The organism is Nocardioides sp., from assembly GCF_036401255.1.
Classification (GTDB): Bacteria; Actinomycetota; Actinomycetes; order Propionibacteriales; family Nocardioidaceae; genus Nocardioides.
This window is the reverse complement of sequence record NZ_DASWVI010000312.1, coordinates 1-20,893: the sequence shown is the minus strand read 5'-3', so window position 1 is coordinate 20,893 and position 20,893 is coordinate 1. Positions and strand designations below refer to the sequence as shown.

Genomic DNA, 20,893 nt, shown 5'->3' with positions numbered 1-20,893 from the left:
CCGAGCCGGGACGCGCAGAAGACGTCGGCGACCTCGGCGGGCGCGAAGCGCACCAGCAGCGCGCCTTGGAGGCACAGCGCCATCCGGCTCGCGAGCCGCCGGGCGTTGAGCTCGAGCGCGGCGGGGTCGCCCATCAGGGTGCCGATGAACGCCAGCGTGTCCTCGATCGCGCGGTCCAGGCGGTGGTCGCCGCCCCGGGCCCGGCCGACCTCGGTGATCCAGGCGTCGAGGACCTCCGGCTCCCGGCCGAGTGCACGCAGCACGTCGAGCGCGTTGACGTTGCCGGAGCCCTCCCACACGGAGTTGACCGGGGCCTCGCGGTAGAGCAGCGGCATGCCGGAGTCCTCGACGTAGCCGTTGCCGCCGAGGCACTCCAGCGCCTCGGCCACGTGGAACGGCGTGCGCTTGCAGACCCAGAACTTGGCCAGCGGGAGCGCGATCCGGCGGAACGCCGCCTCGTGGGCCGCCTCGGCGGCGTCGGGCTGACCGAGTCCGTCGACGGCCGCCGCGAGCCGGATCGCCAGGGCCGTCGCCGCCTCCGCCTCGACGGCGAGGTCCGCCAGGACGTTCTGCATGAGCGGCTTGTCGGCCAGGAGCGACCCGAACGCGGAGCGGTGCGCGGTGTGCCAGGTGGCCTCGTTGACGGCGCGGCGCATCAACGAGGTCGAGCCGAGCACGCAGTCCAGTCGGGTGGCCGCGACCATCTCGATGATCGTGCGCACGCCGCGGCCCTCGTCGCCGAGCCGGTAGCCGACGGTGCCGTCGAGCTCGAGCTCGGAGGAGGCGTTCGAGCGGTTGCCGAGCTTGTCCTTGAGCCGCACCACGTCCAGCTGGTTGCGGGTCCCGTCGGGGAGCACCCGCGGGACCACGAAGCAGGTCAGGGCGGTCCCCTCGGCCTGCGCGAGGACGAGGAACATGTCGTTCATCGGCGCCGAGGTGAACCACTTGTGGCCGTGGAGGGTGTACTCGCCGTGCGTCGCCGTCGGCCGCGCCTGCGTGACGTTCGTGCGGACGTCGGAGCCGCCCTGCTTCTCGGTCATGCCCATGCCGGCGAGCGCGCCGGCCTTGGTGGTCGCGAGCCGGACACCGGGGTCGTAGGACGTGGAGGCCAGCAGCGGCGTCCACTCCTTGGCGATCGCGTCGTCGGCGCGCAGGGCCGGCACGGCGGCGTACGTCATCGAGATCGGGCAGCCGTGGCCCGGCTCGGTCTGGGACCAGGCCAGGAAGCCCGCCGCGCGCCGGACGTGCGCGTGGGCCGCGCCGTTGTGCTGCTGCTCCCACGGCGTGGCGGCCAGCCCGTGGCCGACCGCGCGGGCCATCAGCCAGTGCCAGGAGGGGTGGAACTCCACCTCGTCGATCCGGTTGCCGTGGCGGTCGTACGGCGTGAGCCGCGGCTCGTTGCGATTGGCCAGCAGCCCGTGCTCGCGGGCCTCCTCGGTGCCGGCCTCGGCACCGAGCTCGACCAGGTCCTCGAGGACCTCGGTGGTGGCGTGGCGGGTGACCGCCTCGACCAGCGCCAGGTCGGAGGTGACGACGTTGTGGCCGACCAGCGGCGGGGCCTGGTTGGTGGATACCCGGATGTCGGATCGCATGGGCCTACGGTAGATCCATGTCCGGGGTGGAGGGAGCGGGGAGCCGAGAGAACGCCCCCGAGCCCTCGCCGACGGTCGTCCGGCTCAAGCAGCTGCGCGAGGTGGTCTGGCGACTGGTCGTCACCACCGTGGCGTCGTGCCTGAAGTACCGCGTCACCGGCCTGGCGGCCGAGGCGGCGTTCTTCGCCGTGGTCTCCGTGCCACCGCTGATCTTCGCGCTCGCGGGCGCGATCGGCTTCGTCACCGACCAGTTCAGCGCGGCCCAGGTGGCCGACGTCCAGCAGGCCGTGATCGACCTGGCACGACGTGCCCTCACCGACGGAGCCGTGGACCGGATCATCGTCAAGACCATCGAGGACGTCCAGGACGGCGGCCGCTTCGACATCATCTCGGTGGGCTTCGTGCTGGCCCTGTGGTCGGGCTCGCGGGCGCTCAACGTCTTCGTGGACACCATCACGATCATGCACGGCCTCGGCGGCAGCCGCGGGATCGTGAAGACCCGCGCGCTGTCGTTCCTGCTGTACATCCTCGCGCTTGTCACCGGCGTCGTCTCCATCCCGCTGGTCGTCGCCGGCCCGGACCTCGTCGCGAAGTGGCTGCCGAACCGGGCGGACGTCCTGATGGCGTTCTACTGGCCGATCGTCATCGCCGTGTGCATCTGCTTCCTCGCGACGCTCTACCACGTTTCGGTGCCGGTGCGGACGCACTGGACGTTCAACCTGCCCGGGGCGACGTTCTCGCTGTTCTGCTGGGTGTTCGGGTCCTACCTGCTGCGCTGGTTCCTCACGGTCACCGCCACCGACTCCCACTCGATCTACGGGCCGCTCGCCGCCCCGATCGCGATCCTGCTGTGGCTCTACCTCGTCTCGATCGCGGTCCTGATCGGCGCGGCCGTGAACGCCGCGTTCGACACCGTGTTCCCGCAGAAGGCGACCACCCGCGCCCGACTCGAGCTCGTGTCGCGGCTGCGCCGTGTCAGCAGCCGCGGCGGGACGGACTAGATTCTCCTCCGTGGCCGAGGACTCCAGCGACATCACGCAGGGCCGTGCGCGAGGGAAGCTCTTGCTGCCGGACCAGGTGCGCTCGCCGTGGTGGGAGCTCGGACGCCGGCTGCTGCTGGCGGTGGCGATCCTCGTCGTCACCGTCCTCCTCGTCTGGATCGACCGAGGGGCTTACGTCGACGGCAACGACCCGACGGGCCGGGTCGACCTGATCGACTCGATCTACTACACGACGGTGACGCTGAGCACGACCGGGTACGGCGACATCGCGCCGGTCGAGGAGCATGCCCGGATGCTCAACGCGTTCGTCGTCACCCCGCTCCGCATCGCCTTCCTGGTGCTGCTGATCGGGACCACCCTGGAGGTGCTCGCCTCCCAGGGCCGCGACCTGTTCCGAGCCGCCCGTTGGAGGAAGCACATGACATCCCACGTCGTCGTGGTCGGCTACGGCACGAAGGGCCGGGCCGCCGTCGACACCCTGGTCAACAACGGCCAGGACCGCGACTCGATCATCGTGGTCGACCCCGGTGCGGCGGCCCTGCAGGAGGCGCACGCCGACGGCCTCGCGGTGGTGACCGGTGACGCGACCCGGCAGGACGTGCTGCGGCGCGCCGGGGTGGAGCGGGCCGACCAGGTGATCATCACGACCGACCGCGACGACTCCAACGTGCTGGCGACGCTGACGGTGCGCCAGCTCAACCCGGAGGTGTGGATCGTCGCGGCGGTGCGGGAGCAGGAGAACGTCGCGCTGATGCGCCAGTCGGGGGCGAACTCGGTGATCACCTCCTCCGACGCCGTCGGCCGGCTGCTGGGGCTCTCGTCGCTGTCCCCGACGCTCGGCTCGGTGATGGAGGACCTCCTGACGTACGGCGAGGGTCTCGAGGTCGCCGAGCGGGACCTGCTGGTCAGCGAGGTCGGCCGGCAGCCCCAGCGACTGCCCGACCAGGTGATCGCCGTCGTCCGCGACGAGAAGGTGTACCGCTACTTCGACCCGGTGGTCACCCAGCTCGCCCGTGGCGACCGGCTCATCGTCGTACGCCCCGCCAAGGAGCTGCCGTGGGCGCCGCGACCCGGCACCCATGACGAGGACCTGGCGGTCGAGGACGACTGACCCGCCGGCGGCGGGTGCGGGCGCGAACGGATCCAAGGCGCGTACACCGCCCCTTCCTCGGGGCTAGCCTGGCGATACAGGTGGGCCACATGGGGAGTGAGATGGCGAGCGACCAGGCGGAGCCGCATGTCCGTGCGCCCGTCCGTGCGCCCGTCGGGGCTGCCGTCGGGCTGGCGGTGCTCCTCACCCTGCTCGCGGTCGTGTCCCGCCAACCGACCCTCGACAGCCCGGGCTTCGCGACCGTCTGGCCCGCGGGCGGGATCCCGGTCCTGTGGTTCCTGGTGCGCGGGGCGGGGGTGCGCAGCCCGGACACCGTGCTCCTCGCGGGCGCCCTCGTGGCGGCGAACGCGGTCCTCGGCGCGCCGACCGCGGTCAACCTGGTCTTCGCCGCCGTCGGGGTGGGCCAGACCCTGCTCGCGGTCGGGCTGCTGCGGCGGTGGAGCGGGCAGCTGTGGGGCTGCGGCGGGCGCCGCCCGCTCGAGCGGCTCCGGGCGCTGCCGGCGTACGGCGGGGCGCTGGTGGTCGCGATGCTCGCCGGCGCCGTGGTCGGCACCCTGGGCGCGTGGGTCGTCGCCGGCGACCTGGACCTGATGGGCGGCGTCCTGCTGTTCGGGCGCAACATCGTCAGCGCCCTGATCGTGGTCACGCTGGGGATCCTGGTGGGTGCCTGGCTCACGGGCCCGCGCCCGCGGCCGAGCCTGGTCGGGGATGCCGGCGCGCTCGAGCTGGTGGCCGCGACCGTCTTCTCGGTGGCGCTGTACGGCTTGGCGTTCTCGTTCTACGACCTGCCGCTCGTGTTCCCGTTGCTGGCGGCGACCGTGTGGTTCGGCGTGCGGTTCTCGACGTTGGCGTGTGCGGCCCACTCCTTCGTCGGGGGCGTCGTCACCCTGACGCTCACGACGACCGGCTCGGGGCCGTTCGCCGCCGTCCAGCGTGACGACGTCGGCGCCCTGCTCGCGGAGTTCTACGTCGCGATCATCGTCGTCACGGGTCTGGCGCTGTCGACCGGGCGCGACGAGCGCAACCAGCTGGCCGCGCAGCTGCGGAGGTCCCAGGAGGAGGCCGTCTACCAGGTCAGCCTCCGGCAGGCCGTGATCGGCTCGATGGTCGAAGGCCTGTTCGTCATCGACGACGCCGGCGATCTCCTCGTCCACAACGCCGCTGCGGCGCGGATCTTCGGGCTCCCCGGGGACGAGCTGGCCTGGGAGGACCTCGTCGAGCGATCACGGCAGTGGGCGGACGGCGCGGAGGTCGCCGTGCACGAACGGCCGTCGGTGCGCGCCCTGAACGGCGAGCCGGTCCACGATGCCGAGCTGAAGGTCGTCCGGCCCGATGGCACCGAGCGGATCGTCTCCGTGTTCGCAATCCCGCTGCCGCACGACGAGGCCCGCGACCGGGCCCGGGCACTCGTGCTGTTCCGGGACATCTCCGCCGAGCACGCCCGCCGCAAGGAGCTGGCCGCGTTCGCCGGGGTGGTCGCCCACGACCTGCGCAACCCGCTGGCCGCGATCGACGGCTGGACCGAGATGCTCGCCGACGAGCTCGACCTCGGCGAGCTGGATCCCGAACTGGCCCGCCAGTTCGTGTCCCGGGTCCAGTCGTCCTCGGCGCGGATGCACCGCCTCATCGCCGACCTCCTCGACCACGCCACCAGCGCCCAGCGCGAGCTCCAGCTCGGCCCGGTCGACATCGCCGCGATCGCACGCGAGGTCGCGGCCGCCCGCGACGTCGAGGCCCACGTGCGGGTCGACCCGGTGCCGCCGGTGCTCGCCGACCCGGTCCTCCTCCGCCAGGTCATCGACAACCTGATCGGCAACGCGTTGAAGTACGTCGCTCCAGGCGTCGTGCCCGAGGTCATCGTCCGCGGAGGCTGTGGTGAGGGGAGCGGCGGCAGGGTCGTGACCGTCGAGGTCGCCGACAACGGGATCGGCATCCCGGAGGGGGAGCGGCAGCGGGTCTTCGAGGAGTTCCACCGCGCCCACCACCGGGGGTACGAGGGCAGCGGGCTGGGCCTCTCGATCGTGCGCCGCATCATCTCCCGCCACGACGGCACCATCCGGGTCCGGGCCAACCCGGCCGGCCAGGGCTCGGTGTTCGAGTTCACGCTCCCGGCGTACCGCTAGGAGTCTGATGAAAGATCCGCGCGGGGCTACGCGACGCCCGGTGGAGCGTTGGCGGCGTTCGCCTCGGTCGGAGTGACCCGCCACGCCGTTCCTCGGCCGCCTTGCCACCGCACAGACCGGACGCCGCTCGCGTTCGCCCGTCTTGTTCAGCAGACTCCTGGGGCGAGCCCTCGAGCCGGGACTCATCCGCAGGGGTGAGCCCGGGACCGGCCGACGTCGGTCATCCTGACCCGGCCCGGACCGCCCCGCTCGCCGTCCCCGGACCACGGGGGCCCGGGGGCGTGGCGCGGCGGTCCGGGACCAGGTCCGGTCCTGACCATTCCTCCAGATTCGCGCAGATTCCCCCAACCGGCCCCGCCCACGGCGGTTCTCTGCCTACAGTCGTCCTGGATCGCGTCGGTGACCCGAGACGCCGGCGCGGTCCACCTCCGGGAGACGGAGCCCGGGGAGCGCAACGTCGACAGGGAGGCGGCCCGAGGTCGTCGCTGCCCTCGGGCCACTCCCTGTCCTCGACGGGTCCTCGACGGCCGGCTCCCCGGGGTGTCGGCTCCTCGGCCGCAGGTCCCGGGCGGCCAGGACCATCGACTCTCCTGCCGGCACGCCCCGGCGCGCAGGCTGGGAGGAGAGAACGGAGGTGGAGTCGTGCAGTTCCCCTGGCAGTCGCGCCCGCGCCCGGCGCGCGAGCCGCGCCCCTCCGTCGAGCCCATCCGCCTCGACCCGGCCGCCGACGTGGAGGTCCAGCGCAAGCTGGTCGGCCAGCTCACGACCGAGCAGCTCACCGCGGCCTGGTACCTCTCCGCGGACGCCCTGCAGGCGAGCCGCGACCCGCGCCGTGCCGGCCAGCTCGTCGTCCTGCGGGGTCTGCTGCTCGACGCGCTCGAGCGGCGCGACCCGGTCCGGTTCGACCGCTGGCTGCGCAACGGCGGCCCGGCGGTCGAGAGCCGCGGTTGACCCACCCGGCGCACCGCCCCGCGGACCGGTGGTCCACGGGGCGGATCCGATGGTCCGCGGACTCTTCTAGATCTCCTCGGGCCGCATCGAGATCGCGCCGGCCGGGCACTCGGCGGCGCACAGCCCGCAGCCCTTGCAGTAGTCGAGGTCGATCGCGTACGGCGCGTCCGGGTCGCCGGTCTTGGTGATCGCATTGTCCGGGCAGACCCCGAAGCAGTTGTCGCAGCTGAAGCAGTTGCCGCAGGACATGCAGCGCCGGGCCTCGTACAACGCACTGTCGGCGTCAAGGGACTGCACGACCTCGTCGAAGGTCGACGAGCGACGGGCCGCCTCGAGGGTGGGGCGGTGCGCGCGGGGCGCATCGGCGAAGTACCAGGTGTTCAGGTTGTCGAACGCCGCCGGAGCGGGGACGTCCGGACGGGGCGCGGTGCGACCGTGCAGCCAGGCGTCGACGCCCGCGGCCGCGCGCCGGCCGTGGCCGATGCCCACGGTGGCCGAGCGCTGGTCGGGCACCATGTCGCCGCCGGCGAACACGCCGGGCCGGCCGGTCATCATCTGGTCGTCGACCGTGACGACGCCGTGGTCGACCTCGATGCCGGCGACGCCGTCGAGGAACCGCAGGTCGGTGTCCTGGCCCAGCGCGAGCACCAGTGAGTCGGCCGGAAGCTGCTCGGTGACTCCGGTCGGCTGGGGGAACCCGGTCTCGTCGAGCTCCATGCGCTCGATCGTGAGGGCACCCTGCTCGACCTGGGTGATCGAGGAGAGCCACGTGAAGCGCACGCCCTCCTCCTCGGCCTCGCGGACCTCGGCGTCGTGGGCGGGCATCCGCTCCCGGGTGCGGCGGTAGACCACGATCGAGTCCTCGGCCCCGAGCCGCTTGGCCGTGCGGGCCGCGTCGATGGCGGTGTTGCCGCCGCCGTAGACCGCGACCCGGCGGCCGAGCATCGGCCGCTCGCCGTCGCCGAGCTCGTGCAGCAGCGTCACCGCGTCCACGACGTGGGAGGCGGCCCCGGCCGGCAGGTAGGCGCGCTTGCCGAGCTGGGCGCCGACCGCGAGGAAGGCCGCGTCGTACCTGCCCTCGCGCATGGTGGCGTCGAGGTCGGTGACGGTGACGCCGAGCTCGAGGCGCACGCCGAGGTCGACGATGCGCTGGATCTCGGCGTCGAGGATCTCGCGGGGGAGCCGGTACTCCGGGATGCCGTAGCGCATCATGCCGCCGGGCTTGGGCGCCGACTCCACGATCGTCACGTCGTGGCCCAGGCGCGCCAGCTGGTAGGCGGCCGAGAGGCCGGAGGGGCCGGCCCCGACCACGAGCACCCGCAGCCCGCTCGAGGGGCGGTCGACGGTGACCTGCCAGCCCTGTCGGAGCGCCTCGTCGCCGAGGAACCGCTCGACGGAGTTGATGCCGACGGCCTCGTCGAGGGTGCCGCGGTTGCAGCCGGTCTCGCACGGGTGGTAGCAGATCCGGCCCATCACCGCGGGGAAGGGGTTGACCTCCATGATCTTGCGCCAGGCGCGCTCGTAGGCGGGTCCGCCCTCCTCGGCCTCGTAGAGCCAGGTGCGGATGTCCTCCCCGGCGGGGCAGGCCTGGTTGCACGGTGGCAGGTTGTGCACGTACGTCGGGCGCTCGGTGCGCCACGACCCGGTCTTGTTGGCCCGGCTCGAGCCGACATCCAGGGTGATCGCGAAGGGGTGCTCCATGTCAGTCGCTCCCAGGTCCGGGCTCGGCCTCGAGCAGACCGAAGCGGGCGATGTTGCGGTCGGCACCGGCCTGGATCCGGGCCACGAGGTCCGGACGCGGTTGCTTGCCGAAGAGGTGGGCGTAGCGGCCCTGCAGCCGCAGGTACTCCTCGACCTGGACCTGGCGGCGGATCGGGGTGACCGCGGTGACCTCGCCGTACTCCGCCTCGAACACCGGGAAGATCCCGGACTCCTTGGCCAGCCGGGCCAGCTTGATCGTGTCGCTGGGGCCGGCGGCCCAGCCGAGCGGGCAGGGGACCAGCACGTGCAGGTAGCGGGCGCCGTGCATCGACATCGCCTTCTCGACCTTGCGCTCCAGGTCGCGCAGGTCGGCCACGGTCGCGGTCGCGACGTACGGGATCTCGTGCGCCATGGCGATCAGCGGCGCCGACTTGCCCTGGCCGAAGGAGTTGCCCGGCTCCGCGCCGGCCGTGCCGGTGTTGGCGGTGCGAGCGGCCGGAGGGGTGGCGCCCGAGCGCTGCACGCCGGTGTTCATGTAGCCCTGGTTGTCGTAGCAGACGTAGAGCACGTCGTCGTTGCGCTCGAACATGCCGGACAGGCAGCCGAACCCGATGTCGACGGTGCCGCCGTCGCCGCCCTGGCCGACGACGCGGGTCTCCTGACCGCGTGCCCGCAGGCCGGCCGCCATGCCCGCGGCGACCGCGGGGGCGTTGCCGAACAGCGAGTGCAGCCAGGCCACCTGCCACGACGACTCCGGGTACGGCGTGGAGAACACCTCCAGGCAGCCGGTCGCGTTCGCGACGACCATGTCGCCGCCGGCGGCACGCATCGCGGCGTCGAGGACGTAGCGGGCGCCGAGCGCCTCGCCACAGCCCTGGCACGCGCGGTGGCCGGACGTGATGGAGTTCGCACGGTCGGGCTGGGCCTGCACGGAGCGCAGCTCGAGGTCGACGAGCCGGTTGCCCGCCGCGAAGGTGCCCACCTGGTAGAGCTTGAGATCGGTCACGACGTCCTCCTCCAGGGGGTGCCGGCGCGGTCGAGCAGCTCGCGGTCGAGGTCGAGGAAGTGCAGCGCGTGCTCGTCCAGCCGGCCGGCCAGCACGTCGTCCACCAACCCGCGCAGCGACGCTCGGGTGACCGGTCGCCCGCCGAGACCGGCGACGACGTCGTACACCTCGGGCCCATCGGTGCCGCTCGCGCGCAGCGCGAGCCGCACGTCCTGGCCGACGATGCCGCCGACGCCGGGGGCGAACGCCCGCTCGACCACCACGACCCGGCGGGCCGAGCCGATCGCCTTGCGCACGGCCTCGGCGGGCCAGGGGCGGAAGCACGTGATGCCGAGAGAGCCGGCCGCGATGCCGTCCTCGCGCAGCGCGTCGACGACCTCGTCGACGCCGCCGAGGACCGAGCCGAGGGCGACCACGACGACCTCGGCGTCCTCGGTGCGGTAGGGCCGGACCAGCCCGCCTGCCGACCGGCCGACGACCCGCTCGAACTCGGTCGCGATCCGCGGCAGCTCGTCCAGCGCCGCCAGCTGCTGGTCGTGCATCAGGTAGCGCACCTCGGTGAACGCCTCGGGGCCGACCATCGACCCGATCGTGATCGGGTCGGTCGGGTCGAGCACCTGGCGCGGCACCAGCGGCGGCACGAACGCGTCCACGACCTCCTGGTCGGGCAGGTCGATCTTCTCGACCGCGTGGGTGAGCACGAAGCCGTCCATGCACACCATCACCGGCAGCGAGAGCCGCTCGGCGAGCACGAACGCCTGCAGGTGCAGGTCCACCGCGTCCTGGTTGGAGGCGGCGAACAGCTGGACCCAGCCCGCATCGCGCATCGACATGCTGTCGGAGTGGTCGTTCCAGATGTTGATGGGGGCGCCGATCGCCCGGTTCGCCACGGTCATCACGATCGGCAGACCGAGGCCCGAGGCGTTGAAGAGCGCCTCGGCCATGAACAGCAGGCCCTGGCTGGCCGTCGCGGTGTAGGTCCGGGCCCCGACGCCGGAGGCGCCGATGCAGGCCGACATCGCGCCGAACTCCGACTCCACCATCAGGTACTCGCAGCCCGTGAGCTCGCCGCCGCGGACGAAGTCGGAGAGGGCCTCGACGATGTGGGTCTGCGGCGAGATCGGGTACGCCGCGATCACGTCCGGCCGGCATCGGGCCACGGCCTTGGCGACCGCCTTCGACCCCTCCAGCTGCTCATACATGGCAGATCACCTCGAACGCTCGGGTGGCGACCTGGACGTTCGCCTCGATGACGGCCGGCGGCAGGACGCCGGTGAACCGGTGCCGGATCGCGGTCGAGACCGCGTCGATCGTCACCACACGCGTCAGCGCGGCGAACGCGCCGAGGAGCGCCGTGTTCGGCATCGGGCGGCCCAGCAGGTCGCGGGCCATCTCGGTCGCCGGCAGGGTGGCCGCCCGGCCTGGCGCGAGCCAGTCGACGTACCCCTCCAGCCCGATCTCGGCGAACGAGCGCGACGTGTTCACCAGCAGGAAGGTCGCCGGGCTGGCGCCCTCCAGCACGGCGAGCACGTGCAGCAGCGTCGGATCCTGGATGACGAGGGCGTCGGGGACGGCGATCGGCTCGTGGAAGCCGATCGGCTGGTCGTGGATGCGGCAGAACGAGACGACCGGGGCTCCCGTGCGTTCGGACCCGAAGGTCGGGAACGCCTGGCCGTGCAGCCCCATGTCGAAAGCGGCGGCGGAGAGCATCTCCGCCGCCGTCACGACACCTTGGCCACCTCGGCCGTGGAACCGGACGTTGAACACGCCTTTACATTCCCCGCGGCGACGGGTGCGTCGCAGGGCCGAAGGTCCCCCCGGCGGACGACGTTCTTCCTCGGAACCCCTCGTGCTGAGGGACAGACGTCCCAGGTCGCGCGCACTTTCGGCCCTGCCGGGTCGCGGGCCCGCGGCGGATCGTGAGGGCATGAAGGGCACACCGGAACGGGTCATCGAGAGCCGGGCGATGCGGCGCTACCGCGTCGCGTGGAACGGCGCCGTCGTGCTGCTGGCGGGGGTCGGGATGCTGGCGGGGTCGATCGCCATCGGGTGGGGTCCGCTGGTCGGCATCACCGTCTGCCTGGCCGTGCTCGGTGCCGCCTTCGGCATCGCCTGGGTGGAGCCCGACGGCGATCGCCGAGTCGCGACGATCGTGGGCGCCCGGTACGGCGCCGCCGGCGCGCTGGTCGTGGCCGGCCTGCCGGCGGTCATCGGCGGCTGGACGGCACTCGTGCTCATCGGCACGACGCTCGCCGCGCCCCCGATCCTCGAGCTGCTGGTGCGCACGCTGCATGGCAAGCAGTGCACGGGTGCCGTCGACGACCCCACCCGGCTGTCGGAGCGCGACCTGGCCGATCGGTGGCGCTCGTCGTACGACGAGGTGCACCGTGCCGACGCCACCGCGACCGAGCTGCTCGAGGTGGTCGCCGAACGGGCGCGGCTCCTCGACGAGCTCGAGCGCCGCGACCCGCGCCGGTTCCGTGCCTGGCTCGCGGAGACCGCCGAGACCCGGCCCGGACCGCACCACGGCTCGCAACCCGGCACCCAGCCCGGGGCCCAGGGCCGGTAGCGCCGACCCGAACGCGGCGCCGCCTCGGTGATTTGAGGCTCAGCCTTGGTCGGCCGGGCGCACGTGCTCCTGACGCACCCACTCCAGGTGTGAGCGCGGCCGGATGTTCCCGCCACCCTCCGCCCAGACCACCAGCGCCTCCCAGCGGCCGTCCGCGCACCGGCGCCAGTCCAGGAGCACACCGGGGCAGCGGTGCACGGGGCTGCGGGTCACGTTCACCCAGACGTGGCGAGGCGCGGTGTGGCCGTGCTGGCCGGTATCGCGGTCTGAGCTCCCCACGGGCTCAGAATAGAACAGATGTTCGATCTGGTTGCGGTGTCGAGAATCGCCTCGGCAACATGAAGAAGCCGCAGGCACGCTGCCTGCGGCTTCTCTGGTGGGCGATACTGGGTTTGAACCAGTGACCTCTTCCGTGTCAAGGAAGCGCGCTACCACTGCGCCAATCGCCCGGGTCTTGAGTTAGTGGGGGACTGCGTGGAGGTGGGTACGGGATTTGAACCCGTGTACACGGATTTGCAGTCCGTTGCCTCGCCTCTCGGCCAACCCACCATGGAGGCCAAACCAGGGAGAGACCTCTCCGAGCGGACGACGAGGCTCGAACTCGCGACCTCAACCTTGGCAAGGTTGCGCTCTACCAACTGAGCTACGTCCGCTTGCGCGTCCGATCCGGTCTCCCGGTCGGCGTGCGTGAGAACAGTAGCCGATGCCCCAGACCATGCAAAATCCACCCCCGGCCCGCGCGTCGCGGGGCTTCGCGAGCGCCTATCCGGTGGGTGAGGTGCCGGTCAGCTCGGCCACCAGCTCGTCCAGGTCGATGGCCTCCGAGCCGGACGGCACGACCGCGAGGCTGCGGGTCAAGAAGCGGTAGAGCTCGTGGGTGCGCAGCTGCGTGACCAGTCGCCCGTCGGGGGAGTGCAGCTCCATGACGACCGCGGCCCGCCCCGTCTCGTCGATGCTCGGCCAGAGCTGGATGTCGCCCTCGCCGGCGGGATCGGTCAGTCCCTGCAGCAGCAGGTCGCGGCCCACGGCCCACTGGACCTGGTCACGCGGGCCGCGGAAGGTGATCCACACTGCCCACGGGTCGGCCGGGTCGTACCCGAACGTCGCGGGCAGGTCCGCCGTACGCCCCCAGGCGTCGAGGCACTGGAGGGTGATGTCTTGGGCGATCGATCGAGCCCCGGGCTGCTGGTTCACGGCGAGGAGACGGACGGGTGCGCGGTCCGTGACGCGATTCGCCGGGGCGGCGGCAGGTTGGTGCCGAATGTGATCGCACGGGTGGGGTGCGCTAGAGTCTGCGACCGCACCGCCGTTCGCGGCGGGGCAGAACTCGGGCGATTGGCGCAGTGGTAGCGCGCTTCGTTCACACCGAAGAGGTCACTGGTTCGAACCCAGTATCGCCCACCGAGAAGGTCCCTCCAGGGAGACGAGCCGCGCTACCGGGTAGCGCGGCTCTGCTGTTTTTCCGCCCGCCACGCACCTGACCTATCTGCTGTCGATGGGCGTCCGCGGCGACAGATGCGTCAGGTGCGCGGCCAAGCGCCGTCGCCCGCGACGAATGGAACCGGTCTCACCCTGCTCATTGAAAAGATCAGACTATTTTCACGCTGGCCCTTGACGCTGTGCTGTGACGCCGCTCATAGTTCTGAGCCAACCGAGTGGAAACGGTTCCACCAGTTCGATCGGCAGGAGCGTCCAGTGATGCGCAAGTCCAACATCCGACGGGGGGCCGCGCTCGGCGCCGCGGTAGCCCTCGTCGCCGGTATGACCGCCGCCTGCGGCGACAGTGAGTCCGGCGGCGGCAGTGAGTCCAAGCTCGGTAAGGACGATGTCCTCACCATCACCACGTTCAGTGACTTCGGCTATGACTTGCTGATCGACCAGTGGAACGCCGACCCCGACCGGCCGTTCACCGTCAAGCACACCAAGGTCGCCGACTGGGACCCGTGGAAGAAGACCCTCACCCAGGAGCTGCAGGCCGGCCACGGCCTCACCGACATCGTCGCGGTCGAGGGCGACGCGATGCCGCAGTTCGTCTCCGAAGGGGCCTCCGACCAGTTCGTCGACCTGTCCGACTCCTCCCTCGACGACCGCTGGGTCGACTACGCCTACCAGGCCGCGCAGACCGCCGACGGCAAGCAGATCGGCTACCCGACCGACGTCGGCCCGGAGGCGTTCTGCTACCGCGCCGACCTGTTCAAGAAGGCCGGCCTGCCCAGCGACCGCGAGGAGGTCAAGCCGATCTTCGCGACCTGGGACTCCTACTTCGAGGCCGGGAAGAAGCTCGTCGCCGCCCTGCCGGACACCAAGTGGTACGACGCCAGCGGCTCGATCGCGCAGGCCATGCTCAACCAGACGGAGTTCCCCTTCCAGACCGCGGAGAACGAGGTGAACATCGACAACCCCGAGATCCAGAACGTGTGGGACACCGTCACCCAGTACTCCTCGACCCTCTCGCCGCAGGTCGTCCAGTGGGGCGAGGACTGGACCGCGAACTTCCGCAACGACGGATTCGCCACGATGCCGTGCCCCGGCTGGATGTTCTCCAACATCAAGTCCTCCGCCCCCAACGTGAAGGGCTGGGACATCGTCGACGCCTTCCCGGGTGGCGGCGGCAACTGGGGCGGCTCCTTCCTCGCCGTGCCCACGCAGTCCGAGCACCCCGAGGAGGCCAAGCAGTTCGCCGCCTGGCTGACCGACAAGGACCAGGAGCTCGCGGTCTTCGAGGCCGCCGGCAACTACCCGGCCAACGTCGCCGCCGAGGAGGCGCTGGCCGCGGAGAACGCCACCGACCCCTACTTCAACGACGCGCCGACCGCAGCGATCCTCGCCTCGCGCGCCGCCGCCGTGGAGCCGGGGCACCCCTACAAGGGCGACAAGTACTCCGACATCCTCGGCCTCTTCCAGACCGCCATCCAGCGCGTCGACGAGGGCAGCTCGCCGGAGGACTCCTGGAAGACGTTCGTCCAGGCCGTCGAGAGCCTTTCCTGACCACATGTCCGGGTCCGCACCCACGCCCCCGGCCGGGAGTCCGCGTGACTCCCGGCCGGGGGCACCCCGGGCGCGGCGATCACCAGGAGGTACGACGTGACGACCGTCCAGGCCGCCCGCAGCGGTGACGCGGGGGCGCCGGCGAGCCAGGCGCCGCCGCGGCTCACGCGCCGGCAGCGTCTGTCCCACTGGGACTACCGCTTCGCGCCGTACCTCTACGTGCTGCCGTTCTTCGCGGTGTTCGTGCTCGTCGGGATCTACCCGATGGTCTACTCGGGCTACCTCTCCTTCTTCTCCTGGCCGCGCTTCGGCCCCCACCACGGCGACAGCGTCGGGTTCGCCAACTACGCCCACGTGCTTCAGGACCCCGTGTTCCGCAAGGCCTTCTGGAACACCATCGCCATCTTCCTGCTGTCCTCGGTGCCGCAGGTCGCGACCGCGACGATCGTCGCCGCGATGCTCGACACCCAGCTGCGCGGTCGCACGTGGTGGCGGATGAGCGTGCTGCTGCCCTTCGTGGTCGCGCCGGCAGCGACGGCACTGATCTTCGGCAGCCTGTTCGCCGACAAGACGGGCCTGATCAACGAGCTGATCCACGCGGTCGGACTGCCCAAGATCGGATGGCACTCCGACCGGTTCGCCAGCTGGACCGCGATCGCCTCGATGGTGAACTACCGCTGGACCGGCTACAACACGCTGATCATCCTCGCGGCCATGCAGGCGGTCTCGCGGGAGTACTACGAGGCGGCAGCGATCGACGGCGCCAGCAGGGTGCAGCAGTTCTTCCACATCACACTGCCCTCGATCAGCCCGACGATGCTCTTCGTCATCATCACCTCGACGATCGGCGGGCTGCAGATCTTCACCGAGCCCCGGCTCTTCGACACCAACCTGCAGTTCCAGGGCGGTGCCGACTACCAGTACCAGACGCTGACGATGTACGTGTTCAACACGTCCAACAGCAGCACCGATCCCTATCCACGTGCGGCCGCGGCGACCTGGATCATCGTGCTGATCATCATCACCATCGCGCTGATCAACTTCGGCCTCACCCGCCTGGTCCAACGGAGGTCGGAGCGGTGAACCGTCGTCCCGGATTCCTCGTCTACGGCCTGCTCTCCGCGTTCGTGCTGGGCTCGGCCTTCCCGCTCTACTGGTCGTTCGTGATCGGATCGGTCACCAAGGAGCGCGCGATCCACAGCCCGCCGCCGCTCTACCCCGGCGGCCACTTCCTCGAGAACGCGCGGCGGGTGTTCGACCAGATCGACTTCTGGTCCGCGCTCGCCAACTCGATCATCATCTCGAGCGTCTCGGCGGCGTCGGTGGTGTTCTTCTCCACGCTGGCGGGCTACGCGTTCGCCAAGCTCAAGTTCAAGGGCCGCAACGCGGGCATGGCCTTCGTCATCGCCACGATGGCGGTGCCGACCCAGCTCGCGCTGATGCCGCTGCTCAAGGAGTTCAGCAACCTCGGGCTCGCCGGCACCCGCACCGCCGTCGTGCTGCCCTGGCTCGTCACCGCGTTCGGCGTGTTCTTCATGCGCCAGTACCTCGTCGACGCGATCCCCGACGAGCTGATCGAGGCCGCCCGCGTCGACGGCTGCTCGCAGATCCGCACGTTCTGGACCGTGGCGGTGCCGGCCGCGCGGCCGGCCATGGCGATCCTGGCGCTGTTCACGTTCATGCACACCTGGACCGACTTCATGTGGCCGCTGCTGATCCTGCAGGGATCCGACGTGCAGACCCTGCAGACCGCACTCGACCAGCTCAAGATCGCGCCCGCCGGCGGGATCTCCGACATCGCACTGCTGCAGGCGGGGACGCTGCTGGCCACGATCCCGCTGCTCGTCCTGTTCATCGCGACCGGCCGTCAGCTCGTGGCCGGCATCATGCAAGGAGCCGTCAAGGGATGACGACCCGAGAGTTCCCGCCCGACTTCCTCTGGGGCGCTGCCGCGGCGGCGTACCAGATCGAGGGCGCCGTCGACGCCGACGGTCGCACCCCGTCGATCTGGGACACGTTCACGAGGCTGCCGGGGGCGATCCTCAACGGGGACGACGCCGACGCGGCCTGCGAGCACTACGACCGGATGCCCCAGGACGTCGCCCTGATGAAGGAGCTCGGCCTCGCGTCCTACCGCTTCTCGACGGCCTGGCCGCGGATCTGCCCCGACGGCGGCCCGGTCAACCAGGCCGGGCTCGACTTCTACCGGCGGCTGGTCGACGAGCTCCTCGGCGCCGGGATCGTGCCCTGGTTGACGCTCTACCACTGGGACCTCCCGCAGGCCCTGGAGGACACCGGCGGTTGGACCCGTCGCGACACCGCCGACCGGTTCCTCGACTACGCGATGGCGGTGTACGACGCGCTGGGCGACCGCGTCGACCACTGGACGACCCACAACGAGCCGTGGTGCTCGGCGTTCATGGGCTACACGGGCGGGGGACACGCGCCCGGCCGCCAGGAGGGCGTCGCCGGCGTGGTGGCCGCTCATCATCTGCTGCTCGGCCACGGCCTGTTCGTCGACGAGTTCCGCCGCCGCGGTGGCACCCCCGAGCAGGGCAAGGCCGTGGGCATCACGCTCAACCCGACCGTGGCCGACCCGTTCGACCCCACCCGTGCCGCCGACGTGGAGGCGGCGCGCCGGCTCGACGGCTTCCACAACCGGGTCTTCCTGGAGCCGCTGTTCCGGGGCCGCTACGCCGACGACCTCGCCGGTGACACCGACGGCATGCTCTTCGCCGGCCGGCCGTGGCAGGACGCGGTGCACGACGGCGACCTCCAGCTGATCAGTGCGCCGCTCGACTTCCTGGGCGTGAACTTCTACCACGGCGACGTCCCCGCAGCGCTGCCCTACGACGCCGAGCCCGGGGAGCTCCTCGGCAGCCGGATCGAGCACGCGACACGACCGCGCCAGTCGCCCTACCCGGGCGGCGGGTTCGTGTTCCCGCGCACCGGCCGGCCGACCACCGACCGGGACTGGGAGATCGACCCGGACGCCTTCACCCGCCTGCTGGTCCGGCTCCGCGACGAGTACGCCGTGCCGCCGGTCTACATCACCGAGAACGGCGCGATGGCCAACGACGTGGTCGAGGACGGCGCGATCCACGACGCCGGCCGCCGGGAGTACATCGAGCAGCACCTGCACGCCCTGCGGGACGCGATGGACAAGGGCGTCGATGTGCGCGGCTACTTCGTGTGGTCCCTCATGGACAACTTCGAGTGGAGCTACGGATACGCCCACCGCTTCGGCCTCGTGCACGTGGACTTCGCCACGCAGGTGCGCACGCTCAAGGACAGCGCCCGCTGGTTCGCCGAAATGGCGGCCCGCAACGCGCTGTGCCAGTAGCGTGCTCCGGATGGCTGAGAACGGGCACGTGCCCACGCTCGACGAGGTGGCGAGGCTGGCGGGCGTCAGCAAGGCGACGGCGTCACGGGCGATCAACGGCCGGTCCAAGGTCAGCGCGAAGGCCCAGGCCGCGGTCGACGACGCCGTACGATCCCTCGGCTACACCCCGAACGCGGCGGCACGGTCGCTCGTGACGCGACGCACCGACTCCGTCGCGCTGATCGTCCCCGAGTCCGACGAGCGCATCTTCGCCGACCCGTTCTTCGCCCGGATGCTGCACCTGGTCGCGCGCTCGCTGCGCGAGCACGACCTGCAACTGGTGCTCCTCATCGCCCAGCCGGGCGACGAGGAGGAGCGACTGCTGGCCTACCTGCGCGGCAGGTACGTCGACGGCGCGATCGTCGCCTCCCACCACCGTGCCGACCGGCTCGCCGAGCACCTGTCCGACCTCGGGCTCCCCGCCGTGTTCATCGGGCAGCCGTGGATCGGCGCCGATCGCGTCTCGTACGTCGACAGCGACAACGTCGGTGCCGCCGGCCAGGCGGTCCGCGCGCTGCTGGCGGCCGGCCGGCGCCGGATCGCCACGATCGCCGGGCCCCGCGACATGCACGCCGGCCACGACCGGCTCGAGGGCTGGCGCCAGGAGGTGGCGGCCGCCGGCCTGCCCACCGACCTGGTCGCCTACGGCGACTTCACCGAGGAGAGCGGGGAGACCGCCTGCGCCACGCTGCTCGACGCGGCCGCCGACCTCGACGGCATCTTCGCCGCCTCCGACCTGATGGCGCAGGGCGCGATGCGGGAGCTGGCCCGACGCGGCCTGCGGGTGCCCGAGGACGTCGCGATCGTCGGCTACGACGACCTGGGCGTCGCCGAGCGGACCGAGCCGCCCCTCACCACGCTCCACAACCCGATCGACCAGATGGTCGTCGAGGCGGTCCGGCTGCTCACCGCGGCGATCGACGAGGGTGGCCGGGGCGCGCCACGCCGGGTGATCTTCGTGCCCGAGCTGGTGCGTCGGGCCTCGGTGTGAGCCGCCGGGGCGCGCGGCGTACTCAGAGCCCGCTGCGCGCCAGCGTGGTGCGCGACTGCGAGCGCTGCGGCTGGCGCCGAGGCAGGTGGTTGCCGAAGGTGTCGCCGGAGCAGAGGTCGTAGCTGTCCCCGAGCTCGGGGGCGACCCAGCCGACCTGCGGCACGTCGACGATCACATGACCGCAGTGGGAGCAGATCTCCCGTGGACCGGTCACGGTTCCGCGTCGTCCGAATGCCTTCACGTCTCCATCGTCTCCCTCCCACTTCCGTTCCGTAGAGCCAAAAGTCGGTATGAACTCAGGCATTAGTCCCGGAATCTCCGAGTCGGTCCCGGTGTTGCCGCCACATGACCACCATCGGACTCATCGGCAGTGGAAACATCGGCAGCGCGCTGGCCCACCTGACGGTCGCGGCCGGGCACGACGTCGTCCTCAGCAACCGGCGCGGACCGGAGACCCTCTCCGACCTGGTCGCCGAGCTCGGGCCACGGGCCCGGGCGGCGACGCCGCAGGAGGCGGCGGAGGCCGGCGACCTCGTGGTCGTCACGATCCCGCTGAAGGCCTACCGCTCCGTGCCGGTCGCGCCGCTGGGCGGCAAGGTCGTGATCGACACCAACAACTACTACCCCCAGCGCGACGGTCAGATCGCCGAGCTCGACGACGAGTCGACCACCACCGCCGAGCTGCTCCAGGCCCACCTGCCGGAGTCGAGGGTCGTGAAGGCGTTCAACAACATCTACGCCGGCTTCCTCCCGGTGCTCGCCCGGCCGTCGGGCGACCCCGAGCGCAGCGTGCTGGCCGTCGCGGGCGACGACGCCGAGGCCAAGGCCCGGGTCGCGCGGTACCTCGACGACATCGGGTACGACGCCTACGACGTCGGGCCGCTCGCCGAGGGCTGGCGCTACCAGCGCGACGAGCCGGCGTACGCCGAGCTGTACAGCGCCGACGCGTCCGGCACCTGGCCGCCGCAGCAGCCGCGTCGCGTCGACGAGGCGTTCCTCGTCGAGCAGCTCGGGAAGGCCAGGCGCTACCGCGACATGTGACCGCCGAGCGGGCCGGCGGAAACCGAAGGGCGTCCCCGACGGACCCACCGATACGATCGGTGGGTCCGTCTCGCATCTCTCGAAGGAGCCACTGTGTCCGATCTCCAGATCGTCCTCGCCCACGCCGATGCGCGTGAGGAGCGGACGGTCACGACGGGCACCAAGGCCTGGGAGCTGTTCGCCGACGACACCGCGGTGATCGCGGCCCGGGTCAACGGCGCGCTCAAGGACCTCGCCTACGAGCTCGCCGACGGTGACGAGGTCGAGGGTGTGGCGATCGACAGCGCCGACGGTCCCGACATCCTGCGGCACTCGACCGCCCACGTGATGGCCCAGGCCGTCCAGCAGCTGTTCCCCGAGGCCAAGCTCGGCATCGGGCCGCCGGTCGAGAACGGCTTCTACTACGACTTCGACGTCGAGACCCCGTTCAACCCTGC

19 protein-coding genes, 4 tRNA genes and 1 pseudogene are annotated in these 20,893 nt (G+C 71.4%); 13 read left to right on the top strand and 11 right to left on the bottom strand.

What is annotated here, in order from left to right:
- Positions 1 to 1,592: acyl-CoA dehydrogenase family protein (locus tag VGD85_RS14765; RefSeq protein WP_331064198.1), on the bottom strand; the 1,592-nt coding region annotated here is incomplete at its 3' end.
- Positions 1,593 to 1,609: 17 nt separating this feature from the next.
- Between VGD85_RS14765 and VGD85_RS14760 the strand changes: the two genes are divergently transcribed.
- The 4 genes from VGD85_RS14760 to VGD85_RS14745 all read left to right on the top strand — a co-directional run bounded on the left by VGD85_RS14760 (position 1,610) and on the right by VGD85_RS14745 (position 6,778).
- Positions 1,610 to 2,593 (top strand): YihY/virulence factor BrkB family protein, encoded by a 984-nt coding sequence (locus tag VGD85_RS14760; RefSeq protein ID WP_331064197.1) that lies wholly within the window; start codon positions 1,610 to 1,612, stop codon positions 2,591 to 2,593.
- Positions 2,594 to 2,603: 10 nt separating this feature from the next.
- Positions 2,604 to 3,704, top strand: a complete 1,101-nt coding sequence (locus tag VGD85_RS14755; RefSeq protein ID WP_331064196.1) for a potassium channel family protein — start codon at positions 2,604 to 2,606, stop codon at positions 3,702 to 3,704.
- An 89-nt stretch (positions 3,705 to 3,793) separates the two neighbouring features.
- Positions 3,794 to 5,827: an ATP-binding protein gene (locus VGD85_RS14750; protein WP_331064195.1), complete on the top strand. Its 2,034-nt coding sequence runs from the start codon at positions 3,794 to 3,796 to the stop codon at positions 5,825 to 5,827.
- Positions 5,828 to 6,469: 642 nt separating this feature from the next.
- Entirely contained in the window at positions 6,470 to 6,778 is a 309-nt protein-coding gene (locus tag VGD85_RS14745) for a hypothetical protein (protein ID WP_331064194.1), read from the top strand.
- A 66-nt stretch (positions 6,779 to 6,844) separates the two neighbouring features.
- Here VGD85_RS14745 and VGD85_RS14740 read toward each other — a convergent pair whose 3' ends face one another.
- Genes VGD85_RS14740 through VGD85_RS14725 form a run of 4 tightly spaced genes read right to left on the bottom strand, consistent with a single transcriptional unit; the run spans position 6,845 to position 11,252 of the window.
- Complete coding sequence (locus VGD85_RS14740) at positions 6,845 to 8,479, bottom strand: NAD(P)-binding protein (protein WP_331064193.1); 1,635 nt, start codon at positions 8,477 to 8,479, stop codon at positions 6,845 to 6,847.
- Between the two features lies 1 nt (position 8,480).
- Entirely contained in the window at positions 8,481 to 9,485 is a 1,005-nt protein-coding gene (locus VGD85_RS14735; RefSeq protein WP_331064192.1) for a thiamine pyrophosphate-dependent enzyme, read from the bottom strand.
- Positions 9,482 to 10,687 (bottom strand): transketolase C-terminal domain-containing protein, encoded by a 1,206-nt coding sequence (locus tag VGD85_RS14730; RefSeq protein WP_331064191.1) that lies wholly within the window; start codon positions 10,685 to 10,687, stop codon positions 9,482 to 9,484. Before VGD85_RS14730 ends, VGD85_RS14735 begins: the two co-directional genes overlap by 4 nt.
- Positions 10,680 to 11,252, bottom strand: a complete 573-nt coding sequence (locus VGD85_RS14725; RefSeq protein WP_331064190.1) for a 2-oxoacid:acceptor oxidoreductase family protein — start codon at positions 11,250 to 11,252, stop codon at positions 10,680 to 10,682. The genes VGD85_RS14730 and VGD85_RS14725 overlap by 8 nt, the downstream gene beginning before the upstream one ends.
- A 160-nt stretch (positions 11,253 to 11,412) precedes the next feature.
- Between VGD85_RS14725 and VGD85_RS14720 the strand changes: the two genes are divergently transcribed.
- Positions 11,413 to 12,054 carry a hypothetical protein gene (locus VGD85_RS14720; RefSeq protein WP_331064189.1) on the top strand — a complete coding sequence of 214 codons (642 nt, stop codon included), beginning with the start codon at positions 11,413 to 11,415 and terminating at the stop codon, positions 12,052 to 12,054.
- Positions 12,055 to 12,093: 39 nt separating this feature from the next.
- Here VGD85_RS14720 and VGD85_RS14715 read toward each other — a convergent pair whose 3' ends face one another.
- The 5 genes from VGD85_RS14715 to VGD85_RS14695 all read right to left on the bottom strand — a co-directional run bounded on the left by VGD85_RS14715 (position 12,094) and on the right by VGD85_RS14695 (position 13,248).
- Positions 12,094 to 12,333, bottom strand: a complete 240-nt coding sequence (locus VGD85_RS14715) for a hypothetical protein (RefSeq protein WP_331064188.1) — start codon at positions 12,331 to 12,333, stop codon at positions 12,094 to 12,096.
- A 95-nt stretch (positions 12,334 to 12,428) separates the two neighbouring features.
- Positions 12,429 to 12,503, bottom strand: a tRNA-Val gene (locus VGD85_RS14710).
- A 26-nt stretch (positions 12,504 to 12,529) separates the two neighbouring features.
- Positions 12,530 to 12,603, bottom strand: a tRNA-Cys gene (locus VGD85_RS14705).
- Positions 12,604 to 12,634: 31 nt separating this feature from the next.
- Positions 12,635 to 12,707, bottom strand: a tRNA-Gly gene (locus tag VGD85_RS14700).
- A gap of 109 nt (positions 12,708 to 12,816) precedes the next feature.
- Positions 12,817 to 13,248 carry an SsgA family sporulation/cell division regulator gene (locus tag VGD85_RS14695; protein ID WP_331064187.1) on the bottom strand — a complete coding sequence of 144 codons (432 nt, stop codon included), beginning with the start codon at positions 13,246 to 13,248 and terminating at the stop codon, positions 12,817 to 12,819.
- A 135-nt stretch (positions 13,249 to 13,383) separates the two neighbouring features.
- On the opposite strand from VGD85_RS14695, the gene VGD85_RS14690 reads away from it, so the two are divergent.
- The 6 genes from VGD85_RS14690 to VGD85_RS14665 all read left to right on the top strand — a co-directional run bounded on the left by VGD85_RS14690 (position 13,384) and on the right by VGD85_RS14665 (position 19,415).
- A tRNA-Val gene (locus VGD85_RS14690) sits at positions 13,384 to 13,455 on the top strand.
- A gap of 297 nt (positions 13,456 to 13,752) precedes the next feature.
- Complete coding sequence (locus VGD85_RS14685; protein WP_331064186.1) at positions 13,753 to 15,042, top strand: ABC transporter substrate-binding protein; 1,290 nt, start codon at positions 13,753 to 13,755, stop codon at positions 15,040 to 15,042.
- A gap of 96 nt (positions 15,043 to 15,138) precedes the next feature.
- The gene (locus VGD85_RS14680; protein ID WP_331064185.1) at positions 15,139 to 16,125 is read left to right on the top strand and encodes a sugar ABC transporter permease; all 987 of its coding nucleotides are present in this window, start codon (positions 15,139 to 15,141) and stop codon (positions 16,123 to 16,125) included.
- Positions 16,122 to 16,952, top strand: coding sequence for a carbohydrate ABC transporter permease (locus tag VGD85_RS14675; protein WP_331064184.1), 831 nt, complete (start codon positions 16,122 to 16,124; stop codon positions 16,950 to 16,952). Before VGD85_RS14680 ends, VGD85_RS14675 begins: the two co-directional genes overlap by 4 nt.
- Positions 16,949 to 18,385, top strand: a complete 1,437-nt coding sequence (locus VGD85_RS14670) for a GH1 family beta-glucosidase (protein ID WP_331064183.1) — start codon at positions 16,949 to 16,951, stop codon at positions 18,383 to 18,385. Before VGD85_RS14675 ends, VGD85_RS14670 begins: the two co-directional genes overlap by 4 nt.
- 10 nt (positions 18,386 to 18,395) lie before the next feature.
- A complete protein-coding gene (locus tag VGD85_RS14665; protein WP_331064182.1) occupies positions 18,396 to 19,415 on the top strand; it encodes a LacI family DNA-binding transcriptional regulator in 1,020 nt (339 codons plus the stop codon).
- A gap of 22 nt (positions 19,416 to 19,437) precedes the next feature.
- Here the strand turns inward: VGD85_RS14665 and VGD85_RS14660 are convergent, their stop codons facing one another.
- A complete protein-coding gene (locus tag VGD85_RS14660) occupies positions 19,438 to 19,629 on the bottom strand; it encodes a hypothetical protein (RefSeq protein ID WP_331064181.1) in 192 nt (63 codons plus the stop codon).
- A gap of 131 nt (positions 19,630 to 19,760) precedes the next feature.
- On the opposite strand from VGD85_RS14660, the gene VGD85_RS14655 reads away from it, so the two are divergent.
- Entirely contained in the window at positions 19,761 to 20,456 is a 696-nt protein-coding gene (locus VGD85_RS14655) for an NADPH-dependent F420 reductase (protein ID WP_331064180.1), read from the top strand.
- Between the two features lie 93 nt (positions 20,457 to 20,549).
- Positions 20,550 to 20,893: pseudogene (gene thrS, locus VGD85_RS14650) on the top strand (threonine--tRNA ligase); the annotation flags it as partial.

Bases quoted from the DNA above. Each gene is read 5' to 3' on its own strand.
- VGD85_RS14760 (WP_331064197.1), top strand. From the start codon at position 1,610: ATGTCCGGGGTGGAGGGAGCGGGGAGCCGAGAGAACGCCCCCGAGCCC.
- VGD85_RS14750 (WP_331064195.1), top strand. From the start codon at position 3,794: ATGGGGAGTGAGATGGCGAGCGACCAGGCGGAGCCGCATGTCCGTGCG.
- VGD85_RS14740 (WP_331064193.1), bottom strand. From the start codon at position 8,479: ATGGAGCACCCCTTCGCGATCACCCTGGATGTCGGCTCGAGCCGGGCC.
- VGD85_RS14730 (WP_331064191.1), bottom strand. From the start codon at position 10,687: ATGTATGAGCAGCTGGAGGGGTCGAAGGCGGTCGCCAAGGCCGTGGCC.
- VGD85_RS14720 (WP_331064189.1), top strand. From the start codon at position 11,413: ATGAAGGGCACACCGGAACGGGTCATCGAGAGCCGGGCGATGCGGCGC.
- VGD85_RS14685 (WP_331064186.1), top strand. From the start codon at position 13,753: ATGCGCAAGTCCAACATCCGACGGGGGGCCGCGCTCGGCGCCGCGGTA.
- VGD85_RS14670 (WP_331064183.1), top strand. From the start codon at position 16,949: ATGACGACCCGAGAGTTCCCGCCCGACTTCCTCTGGGGCGCTGCCGCG.
- VGD85_RS14665 (WP_331064182.1), top strand. From the start codon at position 18,396: ATGGCTGAGAACGGGCACGTGCCCACGCTCGACGAGGTGGCGAGGCTG.
- VGD85_RS14655 (WP_331064180.1), top strand. From the start codon at position 19,761: ATGACCACCATCGGACTCATCGGCAGTGGAAACATCGGCAGCGCGCTG.